The following is a 20,434-nucleotide window of genomic DNA, read 5'->3' on the forward strand; positions in this document are numbered from 1 at the left end:
GGTCTGCTGCCGAAACGCTGTGCATCGGCTGCCCATGGATCAATCGACCGACCCTCACTGAGCGATATCGACGCCTTTGTCAGCCGTCACATGACGATGAAACGAGGCGACCAGCCGTTCGTGATCGAGGCCGCGCGCGATGACCACCAGCGCGGTTCGAGGTGCGTCGGGGTCGGCCGGTACATGCTCGGGCTTATGCACGACATGTCGCACCGACTGGACCACCACGCCGATGGACCCGTCGGCCGTCTCGATACCGACAGATCCCTTGACCCGCAGGATCGTGTCGCCATGCCGATGCAGCAGCAGCGACAGCCAGGCGGCGAAGCGCGCCCAGGCGACAGGCGCGTCTGTTGTCAGCACGGATGCGGCGATCCGATCATGGATCGGCGTTGCCGCCGTCGCCGTGAACGAGCGGGCGGCTCGGGGCGGCAGGGCCTGATCCGGCAGGAGTGCGCGATCGAACGGATCAAAACCTCCGGCCGCGAAAGTGCGGGCGATCGGGTTGATCGCGCCGATACGGTCGGCGAGGCGCTCAGCCGCTCCGGCCTCGGCAAGCTCGGCCTTGGTCAAGAGGACGATATCGGCGGCGATGAGTTGCGCCATGGCCTCGGCGGATTCGTCGAGCGTCGCTGCGCCGTGGCAAAGATCGATCAGTGTCACGACGCGGCCGAGTCGGACGCGAGCCTTGAGGATGGGATCGGTCGCAAGCGTCGCGATCAGCGGAGTCGGATCGGCGATGCCGGACGTCTCGATCAGGATGCGGCGGAACGACGGCGTCCTCCCGTCCGCCTGCCCCTCGATCAGCGCGACGATGGCGGCGCGCAGATTGCCGTCGGTGACGCAGCAGAGGCAGCGGTCGCCGATGACGGAGGCGGAGGCCCCGGAAAGCCCGATCAACTGGCCATCGACGGGCAGGTCTGCGAATTCGTTGACGAGGATCGCGGTCTCGCGAAGCGCACGCCCCTCGACCAGCCGCCGGATCATGCTTGTCTTCCCGCTGCCGAGAAAACCGGTGAGAATATCGACTGCGATGGGTTCGTTCATCGCCGGGGCTCGCCGAGCGGATCCGGCTGCGCCCGGCCGAGCCGATCGATGGCGCGCCAGAGCGCTGCGAGATCAGCCACGATCTCGGTGCGTCCAGTCGGCCCGATCACACGGAACCCCTGACCCCAGACGGCGATGCGCACGCCGGATTCCGCTGCAATTTCGGCGGCGGCCGCCGCAAGCTGGGTTCGACCGAGACCGGGGCGGGCTGTCGATACAGGCGCGGCCGTCCAGTGCATTTCGGTGAAGATTCCGCAGAGGCCGCACATCGAAGGACTTTACCCCGGGAGGTTATGGGAAACCCTCGAGCGGGTTGCCGGTTGACGATATCCTGTCTAGCGAAAAGCAAAGGAAACGCATCGTGGAACAATTCGACGGTGGATGCCTGTGCGGCGATGTCCGTTTCGTCGTTTCGGGCCGTCCCTATAGGGTCGGCATCTGTCACTGCCTCGACTGCCGCAAATTTCACGGCGCCCTTTTTCACGCCTCGGCGATCTTTCCTGAACACGCGGTGACAGTCGAGGGCGAAACGCGATCTTATGCCGGCCGTTTCTTTTGTCCCCGCTGCGGTTCGTCGGTCTATGCCCGCACCGACGACGAAATCGAGATCAATCTCGGCTCACTGGATGCTCCAGACCAGATGCAGCCCACTTACGAAAGCTGGACCATCCGCCGCGAGTCCTGGTTGCCGCCCTTTCCGCTGGCAAGGCGATATGAACGCGACCGCGAGACCTCGGGCCGAACCGAGGAGTAGGTCGCATGCCCGCTGCGCATGCAGCCGCTCTGCTGAACCGGCCGCCTACGGCTTCGGGCCAGGCGTTCCCTTGGGATGGCGCACAAGGAAGTCCTTGGCGATATCCTCGAAGGTGACGAACTTGACGCCCGGGTGCTTCGTCATATGGCCGAACAGGCGCTCATGCATCATGAGAACCTGCGGGCGGCCGGAAACGTCTGGGTGAATGGTGATGGTGAACACGGCATAGTCGTATTCGCGATAGACCCAGTCAAACTGGTCGCGCCAAAGCTCTTCGATATCGCGCGGATTGACGAAGCCGTGGCTGTTCGGCGCGGCCTTCATGAACATCATCGGCGGCAGGTCGTCGATATACCAGGACGCCGGAATTTCGACGAGCGGCGTCTCCGTGCCGCGGTTCATAGGCGTCATCCAGGTCTCGGCCGGCTTGCCGTAGTCGATCTTCGACCAGCTTTCCCCAGTACGGGCATAGTAGGGGAAGAAGTCGTTATGCATCAGCGAGTGGTCGTAGATGATGCCGCGATCGATCAGCATCTCGATCGTCGTGTTGGAGAACTCCCACCACGGCGCGACATAGCCTGAAGGTTTGCGACCCTGCAGCTTCTCGATGAGCGCGATCGACTTGTCGAGAACGGCGGCCTCCTGGTCGCGCGTCATCATCAGCGGGTTCTCATGGCTGTAGCCATGCATGCCGATTTCGTGCCCGGCCGCCGCGACCGCCGCCATCTCGTCGGGGAAGGTCTCGATCGAATGGCCGGGAATGAACCAGGTTGTCTTGATGCCGAAGCGATCGAACAGCTTCAAAAGACGCGGCGTGCCCACTTCACCGGCAAAGACGCCGCGAGAAATGTCGCAGGGACTGTCCTCGCCGCCATAGGAGCCCAGCCAGCCGGCGACAGCGTCGACATCGATACCGTAGGCGACGAAGATTTCCTTGGCCATCACTTCCCTCTTTCAGTCATTTTCCATCTTCAGGCCGAAGCCGCAGCTTCCGATGCAAGGAGCTTGCCCCAGCCGGCCACGGGGGCTGAAATTCCTGCAAGCCTGCAGGCCTCCCAGAATGTGACGGCGATGGAATCGACGATGGGAATGCCAAGTTCGGCTTCCATTTCCTCGACGAGTTCAGTGGCGTTGAAGTTGGTGCACACGACGGCAATGCAGTCCGGTCCGCTTGCGGCCGCCGAACAAAGCACCCTGCGGATCTCGTCGGCAGGCGCGGCACCGATGTCGACATTCTCGCGGATGCCCAGTGAGGCCGAGCCGGTGACTGGAAAGCCCTGACGCGTATATTCGTTTGCGATGTCCCGGGTGATGTCCTCGGTATAGGGAACGGCGAGCGCTACGCTCTTCCAGCCGAAGGTTCGAAACGCGCGGTAGAAGGCGAGCGTCGAGGTCGAGGCGGGCAGGCCCGTCTCGCGGGTGATCGCCTCGCAGAGCGCGATATCGTTCTCGAGCCCGCGCCAGCTCGCCGAGGTGCCATTCCAGATGATGCCGGTCAGCGGCGCGTCGGCCAGCAGCCGGGCGCCGGTGAGCATCGTCTCGAGCCGGAACTGGGCGTCCGAGGCGGCCTCGAGCGCCAGATGGGTGACGCGGATGCGCGAGAAATGATGCGCGAGCTGCCCATCGAGCGCGCGGTTCATCGCATAGGTAAGCGGCTCGAGGTGCGTGTTGGAGGAGGGCGTTATATGGCCGATGCGCGCGATGCTCATGAAAATCAGCTCTTTTCGAAGGCGTGAAAGCCGGCCGAGAGGCGGCCGTTGAAGAAGATCAGCGGGTCGCCCTCGCGGGCGGACAGAGCGACGACTTCGCCGACCATGATGCGGTGATCGCCGCCATCATGGATCGCTCGCGTCTCGCATTCGAGATGAACAAGAGCGCCGGGAAGCAGCGGCAGGCCACGCTCCGAAATCGCCATCGGTTCGCCGTCGAACGCCTCCAGCGTGTGCTTCGAGAAATGGCGCGCCTCGTCCATCTGCTCGCTCGAGAGCACGTTGACGGCAAAACGGCCGGCGCCCTCGAAAATCGCGCGCGAGCGGGCATTCTCCCGGATGCTCCAAAGCACCAGCGGTGGCTGAAGGGAGACGGAAGCAAAGGAGTTGATCGTCATCCCTGCAAAGACGTCGCCGTGATGCGTCGTGACGACGGCGACTCCGGTGGGAAAGAACGAACAGGCGCGGCGGAAGTCCGTCGGGTCGACAGGGCTGGTCATGACTGGATTTCCCCTTCGACGGACAGGAAACGATTGATGGGCAGCGGCTTGTTGCGCTGGCTGCGCGCGAAGGCGACGACATGGGGTTCGAGCCGCCCCGCGATCGCGCGCGCTTCGGCGAGGCTGTGGCCAAGCCGGGCGACGGCTTCGGTCGCACGGGTGCGCAAGCTGGCCAGATCGACCCGTGTGAGTTGACGGTCCCGCAGCGCAAAACGGCCATCGACCATGACATCGCTGATCGCACCGGAATCGGCCGCCGTTACAACCTGGTTGAGCGGGTCGACAAGCGGCAGGAAATCGATGTGGCCAAGGTCGAAGAAGGCGAGATCGGCCGATGCCCCGACCTCGATCCGGCCGGAGCGCGGCAGGCCGAGCAGATCGGCGCCGCCTTCCGTGGCGAGGCGGAGCGTTTCCGCGGCGCCAAGCCAGCTCTCGCGCGGCGCGTGGAACATGCGCGAGGCATAAGAGGCGAGGCGGATCGCTTGCGTCATCGAGAGCGCGTCCGAGGAATTGGCGCCGTCCGTCGCGAGGCCGACACCGATGCCTCGTTCGAGCATGGGCCGCACATGCGCGACGCCGGCCCCAAGGCGGAAATTCGAGGCCGGGATATGAGCGACGCGGCAACCATGGCTCGCCAGCAGGTCGAGATCGGCGCCGTCGAGCCAGACCGCGTGTGCCGCGATGAAATGCGGCCCGAGCACGCCGCGCTCCGCGAGATAGGCCACGGGCGATTGGCCCCAGAGATCACGCGCGACAGTGGCCTGCAGTCTTGATTCCGCGACATGCATATGAAGTGGCAGGCCATGCCGTTCGGCCAGGTCAGCATGTCGGAGCAGAAAGCCTTCCGAGCAGTGATGCGGAATGGTCGGTGCGAGTGCCAATGAAATGCCGGGCGGCAGGTTTGCCCGTTCGGCGATGATGGCCTCGACCGCTTCGAGCGTCCCCTCGCCATTGCCGAGCGCGAAGCGGCCGACCGTCTCGCGAAGGTCCGGCGGGAGAGACTCAGTCAGGCCTGGAATGGCCGTAAACAGCGTCTTGTCGGCGACCATCGGCGCGAGCGCGGCCTTAATGCCAGAGTCAGCATAGGCCCGCGCTACTGCCATGAAGCCCGCCACGGTCGGGCGTGGGAATTCGTAGACAAGGTCGAAACAGGCGGTGCAGCCTTTCGACAGCATGTCCACGGCGCCGATCAGCGTCGAGAGATACATCGTCTCCGCGTCGCGCGCGCCGCCCATCCAGGGGCCATTGGTGAGTGAGACTTCAAGCGTCCAGCGGTCGGCGACGCCCTTGACGAGGTTGGCATGGCCGTGGGTATGGCTGTTGACGAAGCCCGGTAGGATCAGCCTGTCCGTGGCATCGTGAACCAAGCAATCGACGGCCTCGATGTGGCCGGGCGGCTCGATCGCGGTGATACGGCCGTCATCGATCAAAAGGTCGCGCGCCGTCGCCGTTCCCGTTGCAAGATCGGCGACGAGCCCGCCTGTGATGACCATCATTGTCATGACGTCGCCTCGGCCGGATGCGTGGCGATCCAGTGCCGGGCGACCTCTGAGCGACCGGCACACCAAACATCGGCATGGCTGGCGACCAGATCAAGAAAGCGCTGCATCGCCTCGAAGCGTGAGGGCTGGCCGGATATGCGGCTGTGCAGGCTCACCGTCATCATGCGCGGGCGCCGCGCGCTTTCGGCATGCAGCACGCGGAAGGCGCTCGCGAGGTGATTGTAGAAATCTTCGGCGGTGCCGAGCTTGGCTGTCGCAAGGCGATTGTCGTTATGTGTGAAGGAGTGCGGAACGACGAGGTGCGGCGCGCCGCCGAGCGTCACCCAATAGGGCAGGTCGTCCGCATAGCTGTCTGAATCATAGAGAAACCCGCCATGCTCGACGAGCAGCGCGCGCGTCGCCTCGCTGGACGAATAGCGGCTCTGCCAGCCGAGCGGCGGCCGTCCGATCAGGTCGACGATGCCGCTATAGGCGGCGGCGATCGCGGTGCGCTCCTCGGCTTCATCCATGCGGTAATGGCGGACGAAGCGATCGCCATGGCAGCAAAGATCGAGCCCGCCCTCCCGGATCGCGGCAGCAATCTCGCTGTTGCGGCGGAGCGCAGCCGCGCAGGCATTGATTGTGAGCGGCACGCCACGGGCTGCGAAGAGGTCCGTGAGCCGCCAGAACCCGACGCGCGATCCATATTCGAACAGCGTCTCGGCCACGAAGTCGCGGCGCCCGCCGCCGACTTCGCCCGGGATGGCGTCGGTCAGCGCGGCCTCGCTGGCCTCGTCGCCGTCTGGGATCGATGGCTCGGCTCCCTCTTCGACATTCAGCACGACGACGAGCGCAAGCTTCGCGCCGCCGGGCCAGTGTGGATCGGGCGGCGTTCGGCCATAGCCGACGAAGTCACGGATGCCGTCTGCGATGGGCATCACACGCCAGCCTTGCGTGTGAGGTCGCCCATGGTTTCGGCAAAAGCGATCAACCGTTTCTCGCTGCGCGGTCCGCCGATCAGCGACAGGCCGATCGGGCAGCCCTCGAATGTCGTGGCGGGTATGGCGAGCTGTGGCAGTCGCGTCAGGCTGGCGACGGCTGTCAGCGCCAGCGTCTTTTCGCGGAAGGCGATCTGCGCTGATACGGGCGCATCGCGCAACGGCGGGAGGTCATGCACCGTCGGCAGGATGATGATGCCGTCATCGCCGAGCAGGGCGAGGAGCCGGTCGGTCAAGGCCTCGCGGCGGGGCATTGCTGCGGCGACGGCCTCAGCCTTGACCGTTGCGGCGAGCGCAAACCGTTCGGCGACGGCCTGCGACAGCCGCCGGCCCGGCTCTGCCGCAAAGGCGCCGAGCGTCGCGTAGAGATCGTGCAGTTGCAGCGGACGGAACGTCTCTAGCCAGAACTGGACACCCTCCTCATAGAGCGTGATTTCGGTGGAGACGCCGAGCCCCTTCGCGATCGGCAGCAGCGCCGCGCCGATGCCATGCTCGGGGATATCGAAGGCATCGCGGGCAATCATCAGCCGAGGCGCCGCCGCAGGCTCAATGGTGCCGAAATAGCAGGCGCTGACCCGTTTCATCATGGCGATGTCGCGCGTCAACCAGCCGATGGTATCGAAGCTCGGCGCCATCGGCATCACGCCGGCGACAGAGACGCGACCATGCGTCGTGCGCAGCCCATAAAGGCCGCAGAAGCTCGCCGGTACGCGGATCGATCCGCCGGTGTCGGAGCCGAGCGCGAAATCGGCAAGCCCCGCCGCGACGGCCGAGGCAGAGCCGCTCGATGAGCCGCCAGGCACACGATCCGGCGCCGCCGGGTTGATCGGGATGCCGAAATGCGGGTTCATCCCGAACATGCCGCAGGCAAGTTCGTCGGTCGCGGTCTTGCCGGCCATGCGCGCGCCGGCCATCAGCGGCACCAGCACGGCCGGCGCCGTGGCGATTGCCGGTGGCGTATCGCGCAGACGGTCGGGATTGCCCCAGCCTGAGCGATAGCCGGCGACGTCGATGAGGTCCTTCACCGCAAAGTCGAGCCCAGCGAGCGGACCGTCGCTCGCAAGCTGAAGGCTGTCCCGGCCATGATCAACGAATGCGAGATGCGCGATCATCTCCCGGGACGGCGTTTCCGCGAGGTCCATGACGCTCATTCCGCGGCCGAACGGAGACCGGGGGCCGGCAGGCCATAGGTCTCCATGAAACCGTCGACCGCGCCCTTGACGCCATCCCAGTCGAAGAAGCGGAACGAGTTGCCACGCGTCACAAAGGTCGGGCCGGAATAGAACATCTCATATTGCAGGTGCCGCGAGCCGAATTCCGAGCCCACGGCGTCCCAGGCGAGCTTCATCAGCTTCACGCGCCCTTCGGAATTGGTGACGATGGAGCGCTGTGTCTTCTCGATGATCGCGCGTGTCTCCGGCGTCTCGAAATCGGCATAGGAGGAGGGCACCATGATCATGCCGCCGCCTGAAAGCGTCCGCAGCGCCTCGACCACTTCGGGATAGGTGGTCTGTGCGATCACCTGCGCGGTGCAGAGGATCGTTCGGTTCGGGACGTAATAGCCATTGAAATGCTCGCCCGCCGCCTCCATCGCGACGACGAGCGCCTCGATATTGTTGACCTTGGCCGCGACGAGACCCAGCGTTTCACGGACCTGCGGATAGTTGATGATGTTGTTGGTCTCAGCGATCTTGCGCGTGATGCCGAGCAGGAATTTCAGCTTCACCATCAGGCGGATCATGCACTGGTAGTTCTGCATCACATGCGCGCGGCTGTCGTGCCACTGCGCCTGCGCCATCTTGAGGTCCTTGTAGACGAAGACGTGATCCCACGGGATCTTCACGTCGTCGAAATAGACCACGGCGTCGTTCTCGTCGAAGCGGGCCGACAGCGGGTAGTCAAACTCCGACGTCGCCGCCTGCTCGTAGCTGCGGCGCGACATCAGCGTCAGGCCCTTGGCGCCGATCGGTAGCACCGCCGTGAACGCATAGGCTTCATCGCCGGCCTGCAGGGCGTTGAAGCCCGAGACCATGATCTCGTTGGCCATAATGCCGCTGGTCGCCAGCATCTTGGCGCCGCGGATGGTGATGCCGCCTGCGTCCTCGTCGACGACCGACGCCACGAGATGCGCGTCCGGCTGCCCGCTGGCCGACTTCGCCTTGTCCGACTGCGGATTGATGATGACGTAGGAGAGGTAAAGGTCGTTATCGCGCGCATAGTCGAAATAGGATTCGACCGCGCCAGCCCGCGCCGGATCATAGTCGCGGAAGGCTGGCAGCCCCATGCGGAAGCCGGCCAGCGTCGAAGCGACATGATCGGGCGAACGGCCGACCATGCCGCAGGTCATTTCGGCCCAGCGCGTCAGCGCCTCGCGCCGTTCGACCAGTTCGCGATGATTGCGCGGCAGGTGCCAGGCGCGGCTGACCTGGTCGCCAGAGGTCGGCGAGCGGAAGGTCATCGCCTCGATATTCTCGGGCGCGGCCTGGTAGTCGTAGAACGCGGCCGACGTCGCGACGGCATTCGCGAAGGCCGGGTCTGTGGTCACGTCGGCAACCTTGCGCCCGTCGATATAGATCGTGCGGCTGTCGCGAAGGCTGGCGAGATGCTGCTTGCCGTCTTTCACCATGGCGGATCCTGCTTTCCAAGCTGGATGCCGACGCCAGGCTTCATGCCCTTCGCAATCGGGGGACGAATTGAAACGAACTCTCTTGATGTCGCGATCACTGCGGCACCTCCCGTTCTCGGGTTCGATGCTGCATTGCAAAAGTTATTCGGGCAGGACACGCGGCGTCAAGCCTGCTCGCGCGCCATAAAGGCCTCGGCGAAAGCTGCCGGCGTCAATGCTGGCGGCAGTCCGAGCGCCGCCGAGAGTGCGAGCACGTCCGGCACCTCGACGCCGATCGAGGCCGTCAGTTCTGCATCGGTGAAGAATGCTTCGGTCGGCAAGTCAGCGGCAAGCCGGCCGCCCGCCAGCCCCAGCACCCGGTCAGCCTGGCGGGCGACGAAATCCATGTCGTGGCAGACGAGGATGACGGCTGTCCCGCGCGCCTTCTCGGTTTCGATGATGGTGGAAAGCCGGTTGATCGCGGCCTTGTCGAGCCCGCGCTGCGCCTCGTCCAGCAGCAGGATCGGCGGCTGCATGGCGAGCACCGAGCCAATCGCCACCATGCGCCGCGCCGACTGGTCGATGTCGAGCGGATGGGCGTCGGCCTCGGCTAAAAGTCCGATGCGCTCCAGCACCTCGGCGACCCGGGCCTCCAGGGCCGCGCCGGTGAGCCCCAGCTGTTTCGGACCGAAGGCGATCTCGTCACGGACGCGCGGATTGAAGATCTGCTGCTCCGGCGCCTGGAACACCGTGCCGATCGAGCGGGCGAGGACGTGCACCGGCGTATCCGAAGTCGCGTTGCCGGCGACGATGATGGCGCCTGTCTCCGGTTGATACAGCCCGTTCAGCAGGCGGAGCAGTGTGCTCTTGCCGGCACCGTTGCGACCGACGATGGCCACGACCTCGCCGGCTGCGACCTTGAAATCGATATCGGCCAGCACGGGCGCGCCCGCGACATAGGAAAAGGTGACGTCGTCAACGGACAGCATCGGGTACCTTCAAGGTCTGGAGCGCGTCGTCCAGCGTCAGCGGAAGCGGTCGCCCGCTCTCCCAGCCCCCAGCGCCCTGAATGCGCCAGGCCGCCTCGGTGATCGCGGTCATGCCGAGTGTCTCGATGCAGCGTGGATGCGTCAGGACATCGAGCGCTGATCCATCGGCCGCGATCCGGCCACCATCGAGCAGCAGAAAGCGGTCGGCGAGCGCCAGGGACGGCCGAAGCGCGACTTCAAGCACGACGATCGTCAGCTCGCCCGGCAGAAGTTCGAGCTGCGCCAGCAAGTCATCACGCGATTCTGGATCGAGATTGGAGGTCGGTTCGTCGAGAACGAGCACGCGCGGCTTCATGGCCAGCGCCGCGGCGATCGAGAGCCGCTGCTGCTCTCCGCCAGAGAGGGTGAACGGATCGCGGTCGACGAGATGGCGCAGGTTGCAGACCGTCATCGCTTCGTCGACCCGGGCACGGATTTCCGCCTCGGGTAGCGCGAGATTGCAGGGCCCGAAGGCAATCTCCTCGAACACCGTAAACGCGCAGCCGGTCATCTGCTGCGACGGCACCTGGCCGACATACTGGATGGCAGCGGATCGTTCGGCGATGTGCCACTCCGTCCAGTCCTTGCCGTCCATGCTGACATGGCCCCGCTCGGCCTTCAGCACGCCGTCCGGCAGCAATCCGGCCAGCCAGCGGGCAAGGGTCGTCTTGCCACCGGCGTTAGGCGCAAGGATCGCGACCCGCTCGCCGCGCTCGACCGAAAGCGAGACACCGTCGAGCACTGCCGTTTTCGCGCGCGGGAAGAGGAAGACGAGATCGTGGACTTCTAGAAGCGCCACAGCAGCGGGATCCCAAGTTGGAGAATGGCGATGGCGAGGAGAATGCGCCGGAACCAGACCTGAAAGGTCGAGTCGTGCGGCGCGTTGATCACGGTGCGCCGGGGATAGGCGCGAAAAGCCCTGCCCGAAAGGATCGACGCGCGCTGGTCTAGATCCGAAAGCGCCAGCGTGATCAGGGGCATCAGGAGGACCGGCAGCGCGGTGATCCGTGCCTTCCACGAACCGGTGAGGTCGAGCCCGCGCACGCGTTGCGCATCGCGAATGGCCTTGGCGCGATCCGAGAACGGCTCGATCAGCAGCAGCGGGCTTGCGACGAGATAGCCGACGCCGGGAGGCACGCCGCGCTGGTCAAGCGCCTTCAGCATCTCGGATGGATGCGTCGTCGTCACGAAGAGCAGCGTCGCCATCAGCATCGCCGCGACCCGCATGAACACCTTCAGCGCATAGTCGAGGCCGTCAGGACTGACGGCGATAAAGCCGATATTCGTCTCGTCGGGTCGCTCGATGAGCAGTCCATGCACGACGATCAGCGCGACGCCGATGGGCGTCATGGTGAGAAGCAGCCGCTTGACCGACCGCTTTCCGACGCCCGTCGCCATCGACACCGTGATGGCCGCCAATACGAGGATCGCTGTCCCGGCCGTTGGGAGAACCGCGGCGGCCGAGATCATCCAGAGCATGATGACCAGCGATGTCAGCGGATTGGCCTTGTGGAGCAGACTTTCGCCGGGCGTGAAGAGAAGACTCTGCTTACCGGCTTCCTGTTTGCTCCCGCTTGCCACCGCCTCACACCCTCGAATGTTCGAAGAAGCCGAAATTGCTCGTCAGACGCAGCGGCAAGCGGCTTGCGACGATCCAGGCGATGAGCGCGGTGACCGCCTTGTCGATGATGTTGATGCCAAGGTTGGAGAATGCCACGGACTGCACCAGTGATTGCCCGACTGCCAGAAGATAGGCTGCAGCAAAATCGGGGCCGCCGCCAGTGACGCCGCCAAACATGTAGACGATGATCGGAACCGCCACGATCGTGCTTGGCACGGCGACGATGGCGCCGGAGATCGTTGCCTGCCACCAGGTCCGGAACCAGCCGGCGCGGGCGAGCAATCCGGCGACGACGCCGATCACCAGGGCCACCGGCGCAAAGGCCGCGGCCACGGGATTGAGGATCAGGCCCCAGACGAGATTGGTGACCAGGCCGGTGATGCCGCCTGCCAGCGGTCCGCCGAGGATCGCAACCAGGATCGTCCCAATGGAGTCGAGGTAGAGCGGGAGCTTCAGAAAATGGGCGATCTGGCCGCCGATGATGTTGATGACCACCGCGGCCGCCATCAGAATCAATGTTCGCGTGTCGAACTTCATGGTCTGCTCCTCAAAAGGCTGTCAGGACCGAGGGGAGACGACGAGCTCGTCCCAGGTTGAAAGCGGGCAATATTCGCGGCTGAAGGCCATGTCGGTCAGTTCGACCAACACGAGTTCGCAAGTCGTGCGCACCAGGCATCCGGACAGCATGTGGCCGCCGAACATGTCGCCATTCTCGTCCGAGCAGGAGATATGGACGTGGCAGCCCGTCGGCTCGATGGTCCCGATCAGCGACACGATCTCGAACAGCCCCTCGCGCAATGCTCCGACCGGGCGCGCGGCATAGCGGATCATGGCGTGCGTCAGGCTGCCGACGCTGGTGACGATGCCGACCGCCTTCAGATCGTTTGCCGCGACGAAGGCTTGCAGCGCATCGAGCACATCCTCGCCGGGTTTCAGGCGCATCGCGAAGAACCGTCCGCTACTCATGAGAGGGCGGGGCGAGGAGACTGCTGTCATATCTGATGTCCACGCAGATGCGGTTTCTGTATGCAACTATTCATTCTCCGCATAAGCATGGTCAAGGCCGCTGCGTGCGGAAATAGCAGTCTCCGCGTGCTGTCGCTTTGAGCATGATCCGGAGAAGGTGAGGGCATAAGCTCGTGTCCATGGGATCAGTAATTGGCTGGGCTGTCGCGCAACGCAGGTGCCTCAGTGGCGCCTCCTTCTGAAAAAGTGGTCTCCGCAGTCGTCATGGCGGGGGACGGTGCGGCTATCCCCGTTACGGTGCATGGCAATGCTGGGCCGGTCGTCATCCTGGTTCATGGCTGGAGTTGCAGCGCGGCCTTCTGGGACCGGCAGACGGAGTATTTCGCGCGCGACTTTCGTGTCGTGACCCTCGATCTGCCGGGGCATGGACGGGCCAACCGGCTTCGCCCGTCGGGCCGCTGGTCTATGGCTCAGTACGGCGCCGATGTCGCGGCGGTCGCCGACTGGACTGGTGCCGACCAAGTGATTCTGGTCGGGCATTCGATGGGCGGCGCCGTAGCGCTCGAGTCCGCGCTTCGGCTCGGTTCGCGGTGCCGAGGACTGATCGGTGTCGATACGTTCACGGAGGCGGCGTTCTATGCAGGGCGGCCGAGCTACGAGATCTCGGAACGGCAGGCGGTGTTCGGCTCCGATTTCGCGAGCACGATGCGCGGCATGATCGCGGCGATCACCGGGGAGAGCACCGACCCGGACCTTATCGATTGGATCGGCAGCGCCATGGCGGCAACAGACCCGCAAGCTGCGCTCAGTGCGCTTGAGGCGCTGCTCTCATGGGACATCCGGCCCCGCTGGAGCCTCTGCAGTTTGCCGGTGACGACGATCAACTCAGCAGTTCTCGCCAGGCGCAACGAACTCATCGAACTTGCCGGGATCGATCTTCGCCTGATGGAAGGCGTGGGTCATTTCCCGATGCTGGAGAACCCAAGCGAATTCAATGCGTTGCTGTCGGATGTTCTCAAGGAGCGTCTCGCCTGAACGTATGTCCCCCAGGATCAGGACGCCTGCGTCAGGGCCGGCGGCAGCGAGGAGATGAAGTCTGCCATGTCGTCGCCGAGCAGGTTGACATGCTCGCTGGCTGCGCGGAACGCGCCTTCGGCATCGGCGTGCTCGATGGCCTCGAGAATACGGGCATGTTCGCCGATCGTCGCTGCCATCCGGCCGGGCTGATGGGTGACATGGCGGCGATAGGCGGCGACCCGGCGCCGTAGCTGGCGGGTCTGGCCGGCGAGAAAGTGCGTATGGGCCGCGTCGTAGAGCGCATCGTGAAAGGCGTGGTTGATGGCATAGAAACGCTCGGGCTCGCTCGCGTCCAGCGCCTCGATCAGGCGGCCATGGATGGCGCGCAGATTGGCTTTTTCCGATGTCGTGGCGCGCCGCGCAGCCAGCTTGGCGCAAAGGCCCTCGAGCGCTGCCATCATCTCGAACATTTCGAGCAGGATCGGGATCGAGATCGTCGCGACGGTGACGCCCTGGCGGCTCTTCACCTCGACAAGGCCTGTGGCGATCAGGGCCTTGAGCGCCTCGCGCACCGGTGTCCGCGACACCTTGAACCGGGCCGCGATCTCAGCTTCGTCAAGGCGCGTCCCAGGCTGCAGCTGGCCGGAGACGATCATCTCCTCGAGCGCTGACCGAAGATCCTCGGAAAGCGTGCTGCCGCGTCCGCGAAGGGGGGCAGCCTCGTCTGGATCGCTGGCCGCGATGGCGTCTCGCGCTGTCATGATTATCCGTCACCGTGTGCAGGACCGCTTGAAACGGCCATTCGACCATAGGAAGCCGATTGTGCATCCAACCGGCCGATTCGGCTCAATTTCGATAGGAAGGATCGATCCGGTCCAGAAGGCGGATGAAGGCCGGCCATTCGCGCGATCCGGGCGCGCGGATATCGCCGTGATGATCGTTGAACTGCCGCGCCGCCTTGTCGGTGACCTCCGCCGCCGGAACGGCAAAATGCGCCCCGCCGGCAACGGCGCCTTGAGCGAGCAACTGCACGCGCGCCGCCTTTTCGAAATAATACATCAGGATGAAGGCCTCCTGGATCGTCTGGCCGACGGTGAGCACGCCGTGGTTGCGAAGCACCAGCGTGTTGTGCGGACCGATATCGTTGATGAGGCGCTGGCGTTCGTCGGTGTCGATGGCAACGCCCTCATAGTCGTGCAGTCCCATATGCCCCTGATAGCGCATGGCGAACTGGCTGAGAGGCAGCAGTCCCTCCTCAAGCGCCGAGATGGCGGTCGCTGCTTCCGAATGGGTGTGCAGCACGCAGAGCGCATCTTCGCGGCCGGAATGGATGGCACTGTGAATGATGAAGCCGGCCTGGTTCACCTCAAGCTCGCTCGGCTCGACCTTGTTGCCGTCGAGATCGATCTTGACGAAGGACGACGCGTCGATCTCCGAAAAGAGCAGGCCGTAAGGATTGATGAGGAAATGGTGTTCCGGGCCGGGGAGACGGACGGAGATGTGGTTGTAGATGAGGTCGTCCATGCCGAAATGGGCGACGAGGCGGAAGCAGGCGGCGAGCTGGATCCTGAGCGCCGCCTCGCTTGTCGGGGCCACTTCGAGCGCTGGATCCATATTGGTCGGAAACGCCATCCTTACCTCCACCATACGAGTTTGCGGTCGATCGCGACCAGCACGCCATAGAGAGCGAGGCTGCCCAGCGATGCGACGAAAACCGCCGCCCAGACCGTGAGATAATCGACCTGACCGGTCGCCTGATAGATGACCTGGCCGATGCCGCTATAGGCGCCCATCATTTCCGCGACGATGACAGCGATCGTGCTGCGCGCCAGCCCGACACGAAGACCTGTGACGAGACCAGGCATGGCCGCCGGCAGCTGCAGGCGCCAGAGGATGCCAACCCGCCCGGCGCCGAACGAACGCATCAGATTGATCGCATCGGCTTCCGGCCGCTTCAACCCGGCAAGCAGGTTCAGCAGCACGACGAGAACCACGGCCAGCGCGCCGATCGCGATCTTGGATTCCATTCCGAGGCCGAACCACAAAAGCACGAGCGGCACGAACGCGATCGACGGCACGGCGTTGATGACGACGGCGATCGGCATCAGCAGGGCTTCGAGCGGCGGCACCAGGATCATGAGGACGGCGAGCACGATCCCGATCGCCGCCCCGAGCAGAAAGCCGCCGATCGCTTCGATCAGCGTCACCATCAGCGCATTGCCGAGGAGCGGCCATTTGGCGACCGCAGTGACGGTGATTTCGGCCGGGCGCGGCAGGATATAGGTCGGGATGTCGAGGGCCGCGGCGCCGAATTGCCACAGGAGCAGCAGCAGCGCGAGCGCAGCGACGACCGGCCAGGCGGAACGAAGGAATTTCAGTCCGCGCGCCACCAGACGAACCTCCGTTCGAGAAGGGAAAGAGCACCATAGAGCAGGGTTCCCATGGCGCCGCAGGCGATGATCAGCATCCAGACGCGCGGAATCTGCTCGAAATAGAGCGCCTGCAGCAGCATGACGCCAAGGCCGACCGTATCCCCGAACCACTCCCCGACGATTGCGCCGGCAAGGCTTAGCGCGACGGCGAGCTTCATGCCGATCAGGATGTTGGGCAGGGCCGTCGGGAGCGCAAGCTTGAGGAACAATTGCAGCCGCGACGCGCCGAAGCTCTTCATCAGCGCGATCCGCTGCGGATCGACGAGTTCGAGCCCGCGCAGCGTGTTCACAGCGACCGGGAAAAAGGCGAGATAGAGCGCGATAACGACCTTTGCCATGATCGTATTGCCGAACCAGATCACCACGATCGCGCCGAACGCGATGACCGGTATCGTCTGCAGCGCCACGAAGATCGGCAGGAATGCGCGCTCCATGATGCGCGAGGCCGAAAAGGCGATGCCGAAGCCGACGCCGAGCGCGACGCCTGCAAGGAAGCCGAGCACGGTCTCGATCAATGTGCGCCAGAAGCCTGCGACAAGGTCGGGCCAGACCGAAATCCCATCGGCAATGACCACCGGCAACGGCGGCAGATAGCGCGGCTCGATGCGGAACAGCGGCACCAGCACCAGCCACGCGATCGCGACATAGACGATCGATGCGACGGGCGAGCGGGCGAGGGCGCTGAGGCTCATGCTCATGCAGGCACCGCCGCGAATGTCTTCAGGCTTTCCTCTTCCACGACGGCGAGGAGCTCCTTCTTGATCGCCATGAATTCCGGGGTGGTCACGACGCCGGGATCACGCGGACGCGGCAGCGTGATCACCTCCTCGCATTTGATCGTGCCCGGCCGCGCCGTCATGACGACGACCTTGTCGCCAAGAAAGATCGCCTCGTCGATGTCATGCGTGATGAAGAGGACGGTCCGCCGGTGCTTCGCCCAGATGTCGAGCAGCCAGCGCTGCATCATGCTGCGCGTCAGCGCGTCGAGCGCGCCGAACGGCTCGTCGAGCAGGATCAGGTCGCGCTCGAACAGGAATGTGCGCATCAAGGCGACGCGCTGGCGCATGCCGCCGGAGAGTTGATGCGGGTAATGCTGCTCGAAGCCGCCAAGTCCGAATTCCGGGAACAGCGCCTCCGCCTTGGCGCGGGCCTTGCGGCGCGGCATGCCCTCGACCTCCAGCGCCAGCGTCGCGTTGTCGAGCACGGTGCGCCAGGGAAAGAGCAGGTCGCGCTGTGGCATGAAGGCGATCTTGCCGAGCATCGCGCCGTCCTGCTGCACCTTGCCCTTGAGCAGCAGCGAACCGTCGGAGTCGGGCGGCAGCAGGCCGGCGATCATGCTGAACAATGTGGACTTGCCACAGCCGGACGGCCCGATCAGCGTCACGAAGGCGCCGGGCTCGATCGAGAGATCGACATTGCGCACGGCAATGGTCTGCTGCGGTTCCTCGCCGAAGCGCTTCCAGACATTGACGAGCTGGAGATGCGGCGTCGCTGCGGGCACGGTCGTCGGATCGGGCAAAGATCGGTCTCCTTCCCGGCGCATGGCCGGCAGAACGAAGCCGCGGCGGCGTCTGATCGCGCCGCCGCGGCCGTGATCACATCTTCTTGTCGGCAGCGGGGACCTTGTCCCAGAACGTGCTGTCGAAGGCGGCCTTGAGATCGACTGGGGTCTTCATGGCGCCGAACTTGATGAGGTCGGCCTGCACCGTCTCGATCGACTTCATGTCGATAAAGCCGAGCCCTTCGGTGGTGCCGGCCTTCGCGGTCATCACGCGCTCGATCTCGTCGAGCATCAGCTCCTGGTGCTTGCGCTCAAGGCCGGAGCCGGCAGCCATCACGATGTCGACCGCTTCGGCCTTATGCTCGAAGGCATATTTCCAGCCCTTGAGCGTCGCGTCGAGGAAGGCCTGAACTTCGGCAGGCTTGTCCTTGATCATCTTCTCGGAGGTGACGATCGCGTCCTGTTGTGTCGTGACGCCGCTGTCGTCGGGCATGAAGATCTTGATGTTGGTGATGCCCTGCTCCTTGAGCGTGTTCAGCTCGTTGTAGAGCGTGACCGTCGCGACATCGAACTGCTTGTCGATGAAGGGCTGCATCGAGAAGGGCTGCGAGACGATATTGACCTCGTCCTGCTTCAGGCCCTCGGCGGCGAGCACCGAATAGAGCGTGTATTGCGGACCGACCATCCACGTCGCCACACGCTTGCCCTTGAAATCCTTGACCGAATTGATGCCGGTGTCGTCATAGGTGACATAGGCGAATGGCGTGATCTGCTGCGACATGCCTATCGCGACGAGGGGCAACCCCTTCTCGCGGGAATAGAGGACGCCCTCCGTGCCCGAGGCGACGCCGAACGTATCGGCGCCGGAGGCAACCAGCGTCTCGACATTGACGTTGGGGCCGCCCGGATTGATGGTCATGTCGAGGCCGGCCGCCTCATAGAAGCCCTTGGCCTTGGCAACATAGACGCCGGCGAACTGCGCCTGCGCCACCCATTTCAGCCGCACCGAGGCAGCCTCACCGGCGGACGCTGCCGAAACGAATGCGAGCCCGGTGGTTGCTGCAAGCAATGCCGCGGCGACACCGCGGATAGTGAAATTCGACATGACGACCCTCCGTCTGTGTATGCAGAAAGGCCTCAGCAATATGCATGCCAGATCAAACATGCCGGTATGGGCTTCGTTTCCGCCAGATATCGCCGATCAGCACTGAACGATCCGCCATCACGCCGTCAATCTGGGCGCGCCAAGCCCAGATTATGGGCATTCGTTATCCAGAATCTTGGGTAATGTATACAGAACAAGGGGCGACCGTTCGGTCGACCCGCGACATGGGTCCGGAGGAAAGATGCCCCAGCAGCAGCTTTGGAGCATGGAGCTCACCGAGCTGGCAGCAGATCTGAGGACGGGCGCGGTGACGTCGCTGGCCCTGACCGAACTCATGATCGCGCGCATCGAGCGTTATGACGCCGGCTTTCATTCCTTTATCACGTTTACCCCTGATGTCGCCCGCGACGACGCAGCGAAGGCCGACGCGGAAATCGCGGCAGGCCAGTGGCGCGGCCCGCTGCATGGCATCCCGATGGCGGTCAAGGATGTCTTCTATACAACCGACATCAAGACCGGCCTTGGCTCCTCGATCTATGACGCTTGGAAGGCGCCCTATGAATCAACCGCCACGGCGCGGCTAAGGGCGGCTGGAGCCGTCATGCTCGGCAAGCTGACCGCCACCGAAGGTGTCTATGCCGAGCACCATCCCTCGGTCATCGAGCCGATCAATCCCTTCGGCGCCGCCCATTGGACCGGCAATTCATCGAGCGGATCGGGCGTCGCCGTCACCTCCGGCTTTTCCTATGCGACGCTCGGGACGGATACCGGCGGATCGATCCGTCTACCGTCCTCGTGCTGCGGCATTGTCGGGATCAAGCCGACCTGGGGCCGTGTCAGCCGACATGGCGTGTTCCCGCTGGCGGAATCGCTCGATCATGTTGGTCCGATGGCGCGCTCGGCCAAGGACGCCGCTGCGCTGCTGGGCATCATAGCAGGCGCCGATCCGGCCGATCCGACGGCGTCGCAGATGCCGGTTCCCGATTATCTCGGCGAGATCGACAAGGGCGTCGCGGGCGTGACGATCGGCATCGATCGGGCCTTTATCGCGGCCAAGGCGACGGCGGAGGTCGCGGCCTCGATCGAGGCAGTCGTTGCGGTGATGGAAGGGCTCGGCGCGCGCTTTGTCGATGTTCACTTTCCCGAGACGCGGCCGATCCTCATCGGCTGGGCCGTGCAATGCGCCGTCGAGGCCGCGATCGCGCACCGCGACACGTTCCCCGCGCGCCGAAGCGAATATGGCCCGCGCCTGACGGCGCTTCTCGATCGCGGACATCGGTATGGCGCCATGGAGCTTGGCGACGCGCAGAAGGACCGGCGGGAATTCAACGGCGCGGTCGCTCAGATGTTCGAGGGGGTCGATCTCTTCTTGGTGCCTGGCCTGCCTGTTGCCGGCCCCTCGCTTGCCCATATGGCCTCGCTTGGCGAGGATCCCGATGCCATTCTGGCGATCGGTCCGTTCACGGCGCCCTTCGACGTCTGCGGCTATCCGACGATCACCGCGCCCTGCGGCGCCAGCGAGAACGGCATACCGATCGGTTTCCAGTTTGTCGGTCGGCCTTTTTCCGAAGCGCTGCTTTGCCGGGCCGCTCACGCCTATCAGGGCGTGACAAGCTGGCATCGCCGCCGACCCGATCTGGTTTGAGATGTCACGGCCTGGCTGAAGAGGA

Annotated in this window: 23 protein-coding genes; 3 read left to right on the top strand and 20 right to left on the bottom strand. The window is 64.4% G+C overall.

All coding sequences use genetic code 11. The features are described from left to right. Positions 1–54 precede the first annotated feature (54 nt). Both LB518_RS05435 and LB518_RS05440 read right to left on the bottom strand, forming a co-directional pair. A complete protein-coding gene (locus LB518_RS05435) occupies positions 55–1,047 on the bottom strand; it encodes a CobW family GTP-binding protein (RefSeq protein WP_224573951.1) in 993 nt (330 codons plus the stop codon). Beyond that, a complete protein-coding gene (locus tag LB518_RS05440) occupies positions 1,044–1,286 on the bottom strand; it encodes a hypothetical protein (RefSeq protein WP_224573953.1) in 243 nt (80 codons plus the stop codon). Before LB518_RS05440 ends, LB518_RS05435 begins: the two co-directional genes overlap by 4 nt. A 122-nt stretch (positions 1,287–1,408) precedes the next feature. Between LB518_RS05440 and LB518_RS05445 the strand changes: the two genes are divergently transcribed. Beyond that, positions 1,409–1,801: a GFA family protein gene (locus LB518_RS05445; protein WP_224574341.1), complete on the top strand. Its 393-nt coding sequence runs from the start codon at positions 1,409–1,411 to the stop codon at positions 1,799–1,801. A gap of 45 nt (positions 1,802–1,846) precedes the next feature. Here the strand turns inward: LB518_RS05445 and LB518_RS05450 are convergent, their stop codons facing one another. The 12 genes from LB518_RS05450 to LB518_RS05505 all read right to left on the bottom strand — a co-directional run bounded on the left by LB518_RS05450 (position 1,847) and on the right by LB518_RS05505 (position 12,739). Next, a complete protein-coding gene (locus LB518_RS05450; RefSeq protein ID WP_224573956.1) occupies positions 1,847–2,743 on the bottom strand; it encodes a polysaccharide deacetylase family protein in 897 nt (298 codons plus the stop codon). 29 nt (positions 2,744–2,772) lie between these two features. Continuing rightward, the gene (locus LB518_RS05455; RefSeq protein ID WP_224573958.1) at positions 2,773–3,510 is read right to left on the bottom strand and encodes a maleate cis-trans isomerase family protein; all 738 of its coding nucleotides are present in this window, start codon (positions 3,508–3,510) and stop codon (positions 2,773–2,775) included. Between the two features lie 5 nt (positions 3,511–3,515). Next, positions 3,516–4,010, bottom strand: a complete 495-nt coding sequence (locus LB518_RS05460; RefSeq protein ID WP_224573960.1) for a flavin reductase family protein — start codon at positions 4,008–4,010, stop codon at positions 3,516–3,518. Continuing rightward, positions 4,007–5,512, bottom strand: coding sequence for an amidohydrolase family protein (locus LB518_RS05465; RefSeq protein WP_224573962.1), 1,506 nt, complete (start codon positions 5,510–5,512; stop codon positions 4,007–4,009). The genes LB518_RS05460 and LB518_RS05465 overlap by 4 nt, the downstream gene beginning before the upstream one ends. Further along, positions 5,509–6,429 carry a polysaccharide deacetylase family protein gene (locus tag LB518_RS05470; RefSeq protein ID WP_224573966.1) on the bottom strand — a complete coding sequence of 307 codons (921 nt, stop codon included), beginning with the start codon at positions 6,427–6,429 and terminating at the stop codon, positions 5,509–5,511. Before LB518_RS05470 ends, LB518_RS05465 begins: the two co-directional genes overlap by 4 nt. Continuing rightward, on the bottom strand, positions 6,429–7,631 hold the full coding sequence (locus LB518_RS05475) for an amidase (protein ID WP_224573970.1): 1,203 nt from the start codon (positions 7,629–7,631) through the stop codon (positions 6,429–6,431). The genes LB518_RS05470 and LB518_RS05475 overlap by 1 nt, the downstream gene beginning before the upstream one ends. 5 nt (positions 7,632–7,636) lie before the next feature. Next, the gene (locus tag LB518_RS05480) at positions 7,637–9,115 is read right to left on the bottom strand and encodes a 4-hydroxyphenylacetate 3-hydroxylase family protein (RefSeq protein ID WP_224573971.1); all 1,479 of its coding nucleotides are present in this window, start codon (positions 9,113–9,115) and stop codon (positions 7,637–7,639) included. Positions 9,116–9,279: 164 nt separating this feature from the next. Beyond that, a complete protein-coding gene (locus tag LB518_RS05485) occupies positions 9,280–10,083 on the bottom strand; it encodes an energy-coupling factor ABC transporter ATP-binding protein (RefSeq protein ID WP_224573974.1) in 804 nt (267 codons plus the stop codon). Beyond that, positions 10,070–10,921, bottom strand: a complete 852-nt coding sequence (locus LB518_RS05490) for an energy-coupling factor ABC transporter ATP-binding protein (RefSeq protein ID WP_224573976.1) — start codon at positions 10,919–10,921, stop codon at positions 10,070–10,072. The genes LB518_RS05485 and LB518_RS05490 overlap by 14 nt, the downstream gene beginning before the upstream one ends. Then, entirely contained in the window at positions 10,909–11,703 is a 795-nt protein-coding gene (locus LB518_RS05495) for an energy-coupling factor transporter transmembrane component T family protein (RefSeq protein WP_224573979.1), read from the bottom strand. Before LB518_RS05495 ends, LB518_RS05490 begins: the two co-directional genes overlap by 13 nt. Before the next feature lie 4 nt (positions 11,704–11,707). Then, positions 11,708–12,280 carry an ECF transporter S component gene (locus LB518_RS05500; protein WP_224573982.1) on the bottom strand — a complete coding sequence of 191 codons (573 nt, stop codon included), beginning with the start codon at positions 12,278–12,280 and terminating at the stop codon, positions 11,708–11,710. 21 nt (positions 12,281–12,301) lie between these two features. Next, positions 12,302–12,739 carry a PPC domain-containing DNA-binding protein gene (locus LB518_RS05505; RefSeq protein WP_502845779.1) on the bottom strand — a complete coding sequence of 146 codons (438 nt, stop codon included), beginning with the start codon at positions 12,737–12,739 and terminating at the stop codon, positions 12,302–12,304. 234 nt (positions 12,740–12,973) lie between these two features. Here LB518_RS05505 and LB518_RS05510 point away from each other — a divergent pair, with 234 nt between their 5' ends. After that, the gene (locus tag LB518_RS05510) at positions 12,974–13,744 is read left to right on the top strand and encodes an alpha/beta fold hydrolase (RefSeq protein ID WP_224573985.1); all 771 of its coding nucleotides are present in this window, start codon (positions 12,974–12,976) and stop codon (positions 13,742–13,744) included. Positions 13,745–13,761: 17 nt separating this feature from the next. Here the strand turns inward: LB518_RS05510 and LB518_RS05515 are convergent, their stop codons facing one another. The 6 genes from LB518_RS05515 to LB518_RS05540 all read right to left on the bottom strand — a co-directional run bounded on the left by LB518_RS05515 (position 13,762) and on the right by LB518_RS05540 (position 18,764). After that, positions 13,762–14,487 carry a GntR family transcriptional regulator gene (locus LB518_RS05515; RefSeq protein ID WP_224573987.1) on the bottom strand — a complete coding sequence of 242 codons (726 nt, stop codon included), beginning with the start codon at positions 14,485–14,487 and terminating at the stop codon, positions 13,762–13,764. A gap of 85 nt (positions 14,488–14,572) precedes the next feature. After that, positions 14,573–15,358: a class II aldolase/adducin family protein gene (locus LB518_RS05520; protein WP_224573989.1), complete on the bottom strand. Its 786-nt coding sequence runs from the start codon at positions 15,356–15,358 to the stop codon at positions 14,573–14,575. A 2-nt stretch (positions 15,359–15,360) separates the two neighbouring features. Continuing rightward, positions 15,361–16,116 (bottom strand): ABC transporter permease, encoded by a 756-nt coding sequence (locus LB518_RS05525; RefSeq protein ID WP_224573991.1) that lies wholly within the window; start codon positions 16,114–16,116, stop codon positions 15,361–15,363. Then, positions 16,101–16,856, bottom strand: a complete 756-nt coding sequence (locus tag LB518_RS05530) for an ABC transporter permease (RefSeq protein ID WP_224573993.1) — start codon at positions 16,854–16,856, stop codon at positions 16,101–16,103. The genes LB518_RS05525 and LB518_RS05530 overlap by 16 nt, the downstream gene beginning before the upstream one ends. Continuing rightward, on the bottom strand, positions 16,853–17,677 hold the full coding sequence (locus tag LB518_RS05535) for an ABC transporter ATP-binding protein (RefSeq protein ID WP_224573995.1): 825 nt from the start codon (positions 17,675–17,677) through the stop codon (positions 16,853–16,855). The genes LB518_RS05530 and LB518_RS05535 overlap by 4 nt, the downstream gene beginning before the upstream one ends. A 76-nt stretch (positions 17,678–17,753) precedes the next feature. Continuing rightward, positions 17,754–18,764, bottom strand: a complete 1,011-nt coding sequence (locus LB518_RS05540) for an ABC transporter substrate-binding protein (RefSeq protein WP_224573997.1) — start codon at positions 18,762–18,764, stop codon at positions 17,754–17,756. A 241-nt stretch (positions 18,765–19,005) separates the two neighbouring features. Between LB518_RS05540 and LB518_RS05545 the strand changes: the two genes are divergently transcribed. Next, positions 19,006–20,409 carry an amidase gene (locus LB518_RS05545; protein ID WP_224574000.1) on the top strand — a complete coding sequence of 468 codons (1,404 nt, stop codon included), beginning with the start codon at positions 19,006–19,008 and terminating at the stop codon, positions 20,407–20,409. Positions 20,410–20,434: the final 25 nt, after the last annotated feature.

Origin of the sequence: Mesorhizobium sp. BR1-1-16, from assembly GCF_020165495.1 — a bacterium.
Classification (GTDB): domain Bacteria; phylum Pseudomonadota; class Alphaproteobacteria; order Rhizobiales; family Kaistiaceae; genus Kaistia.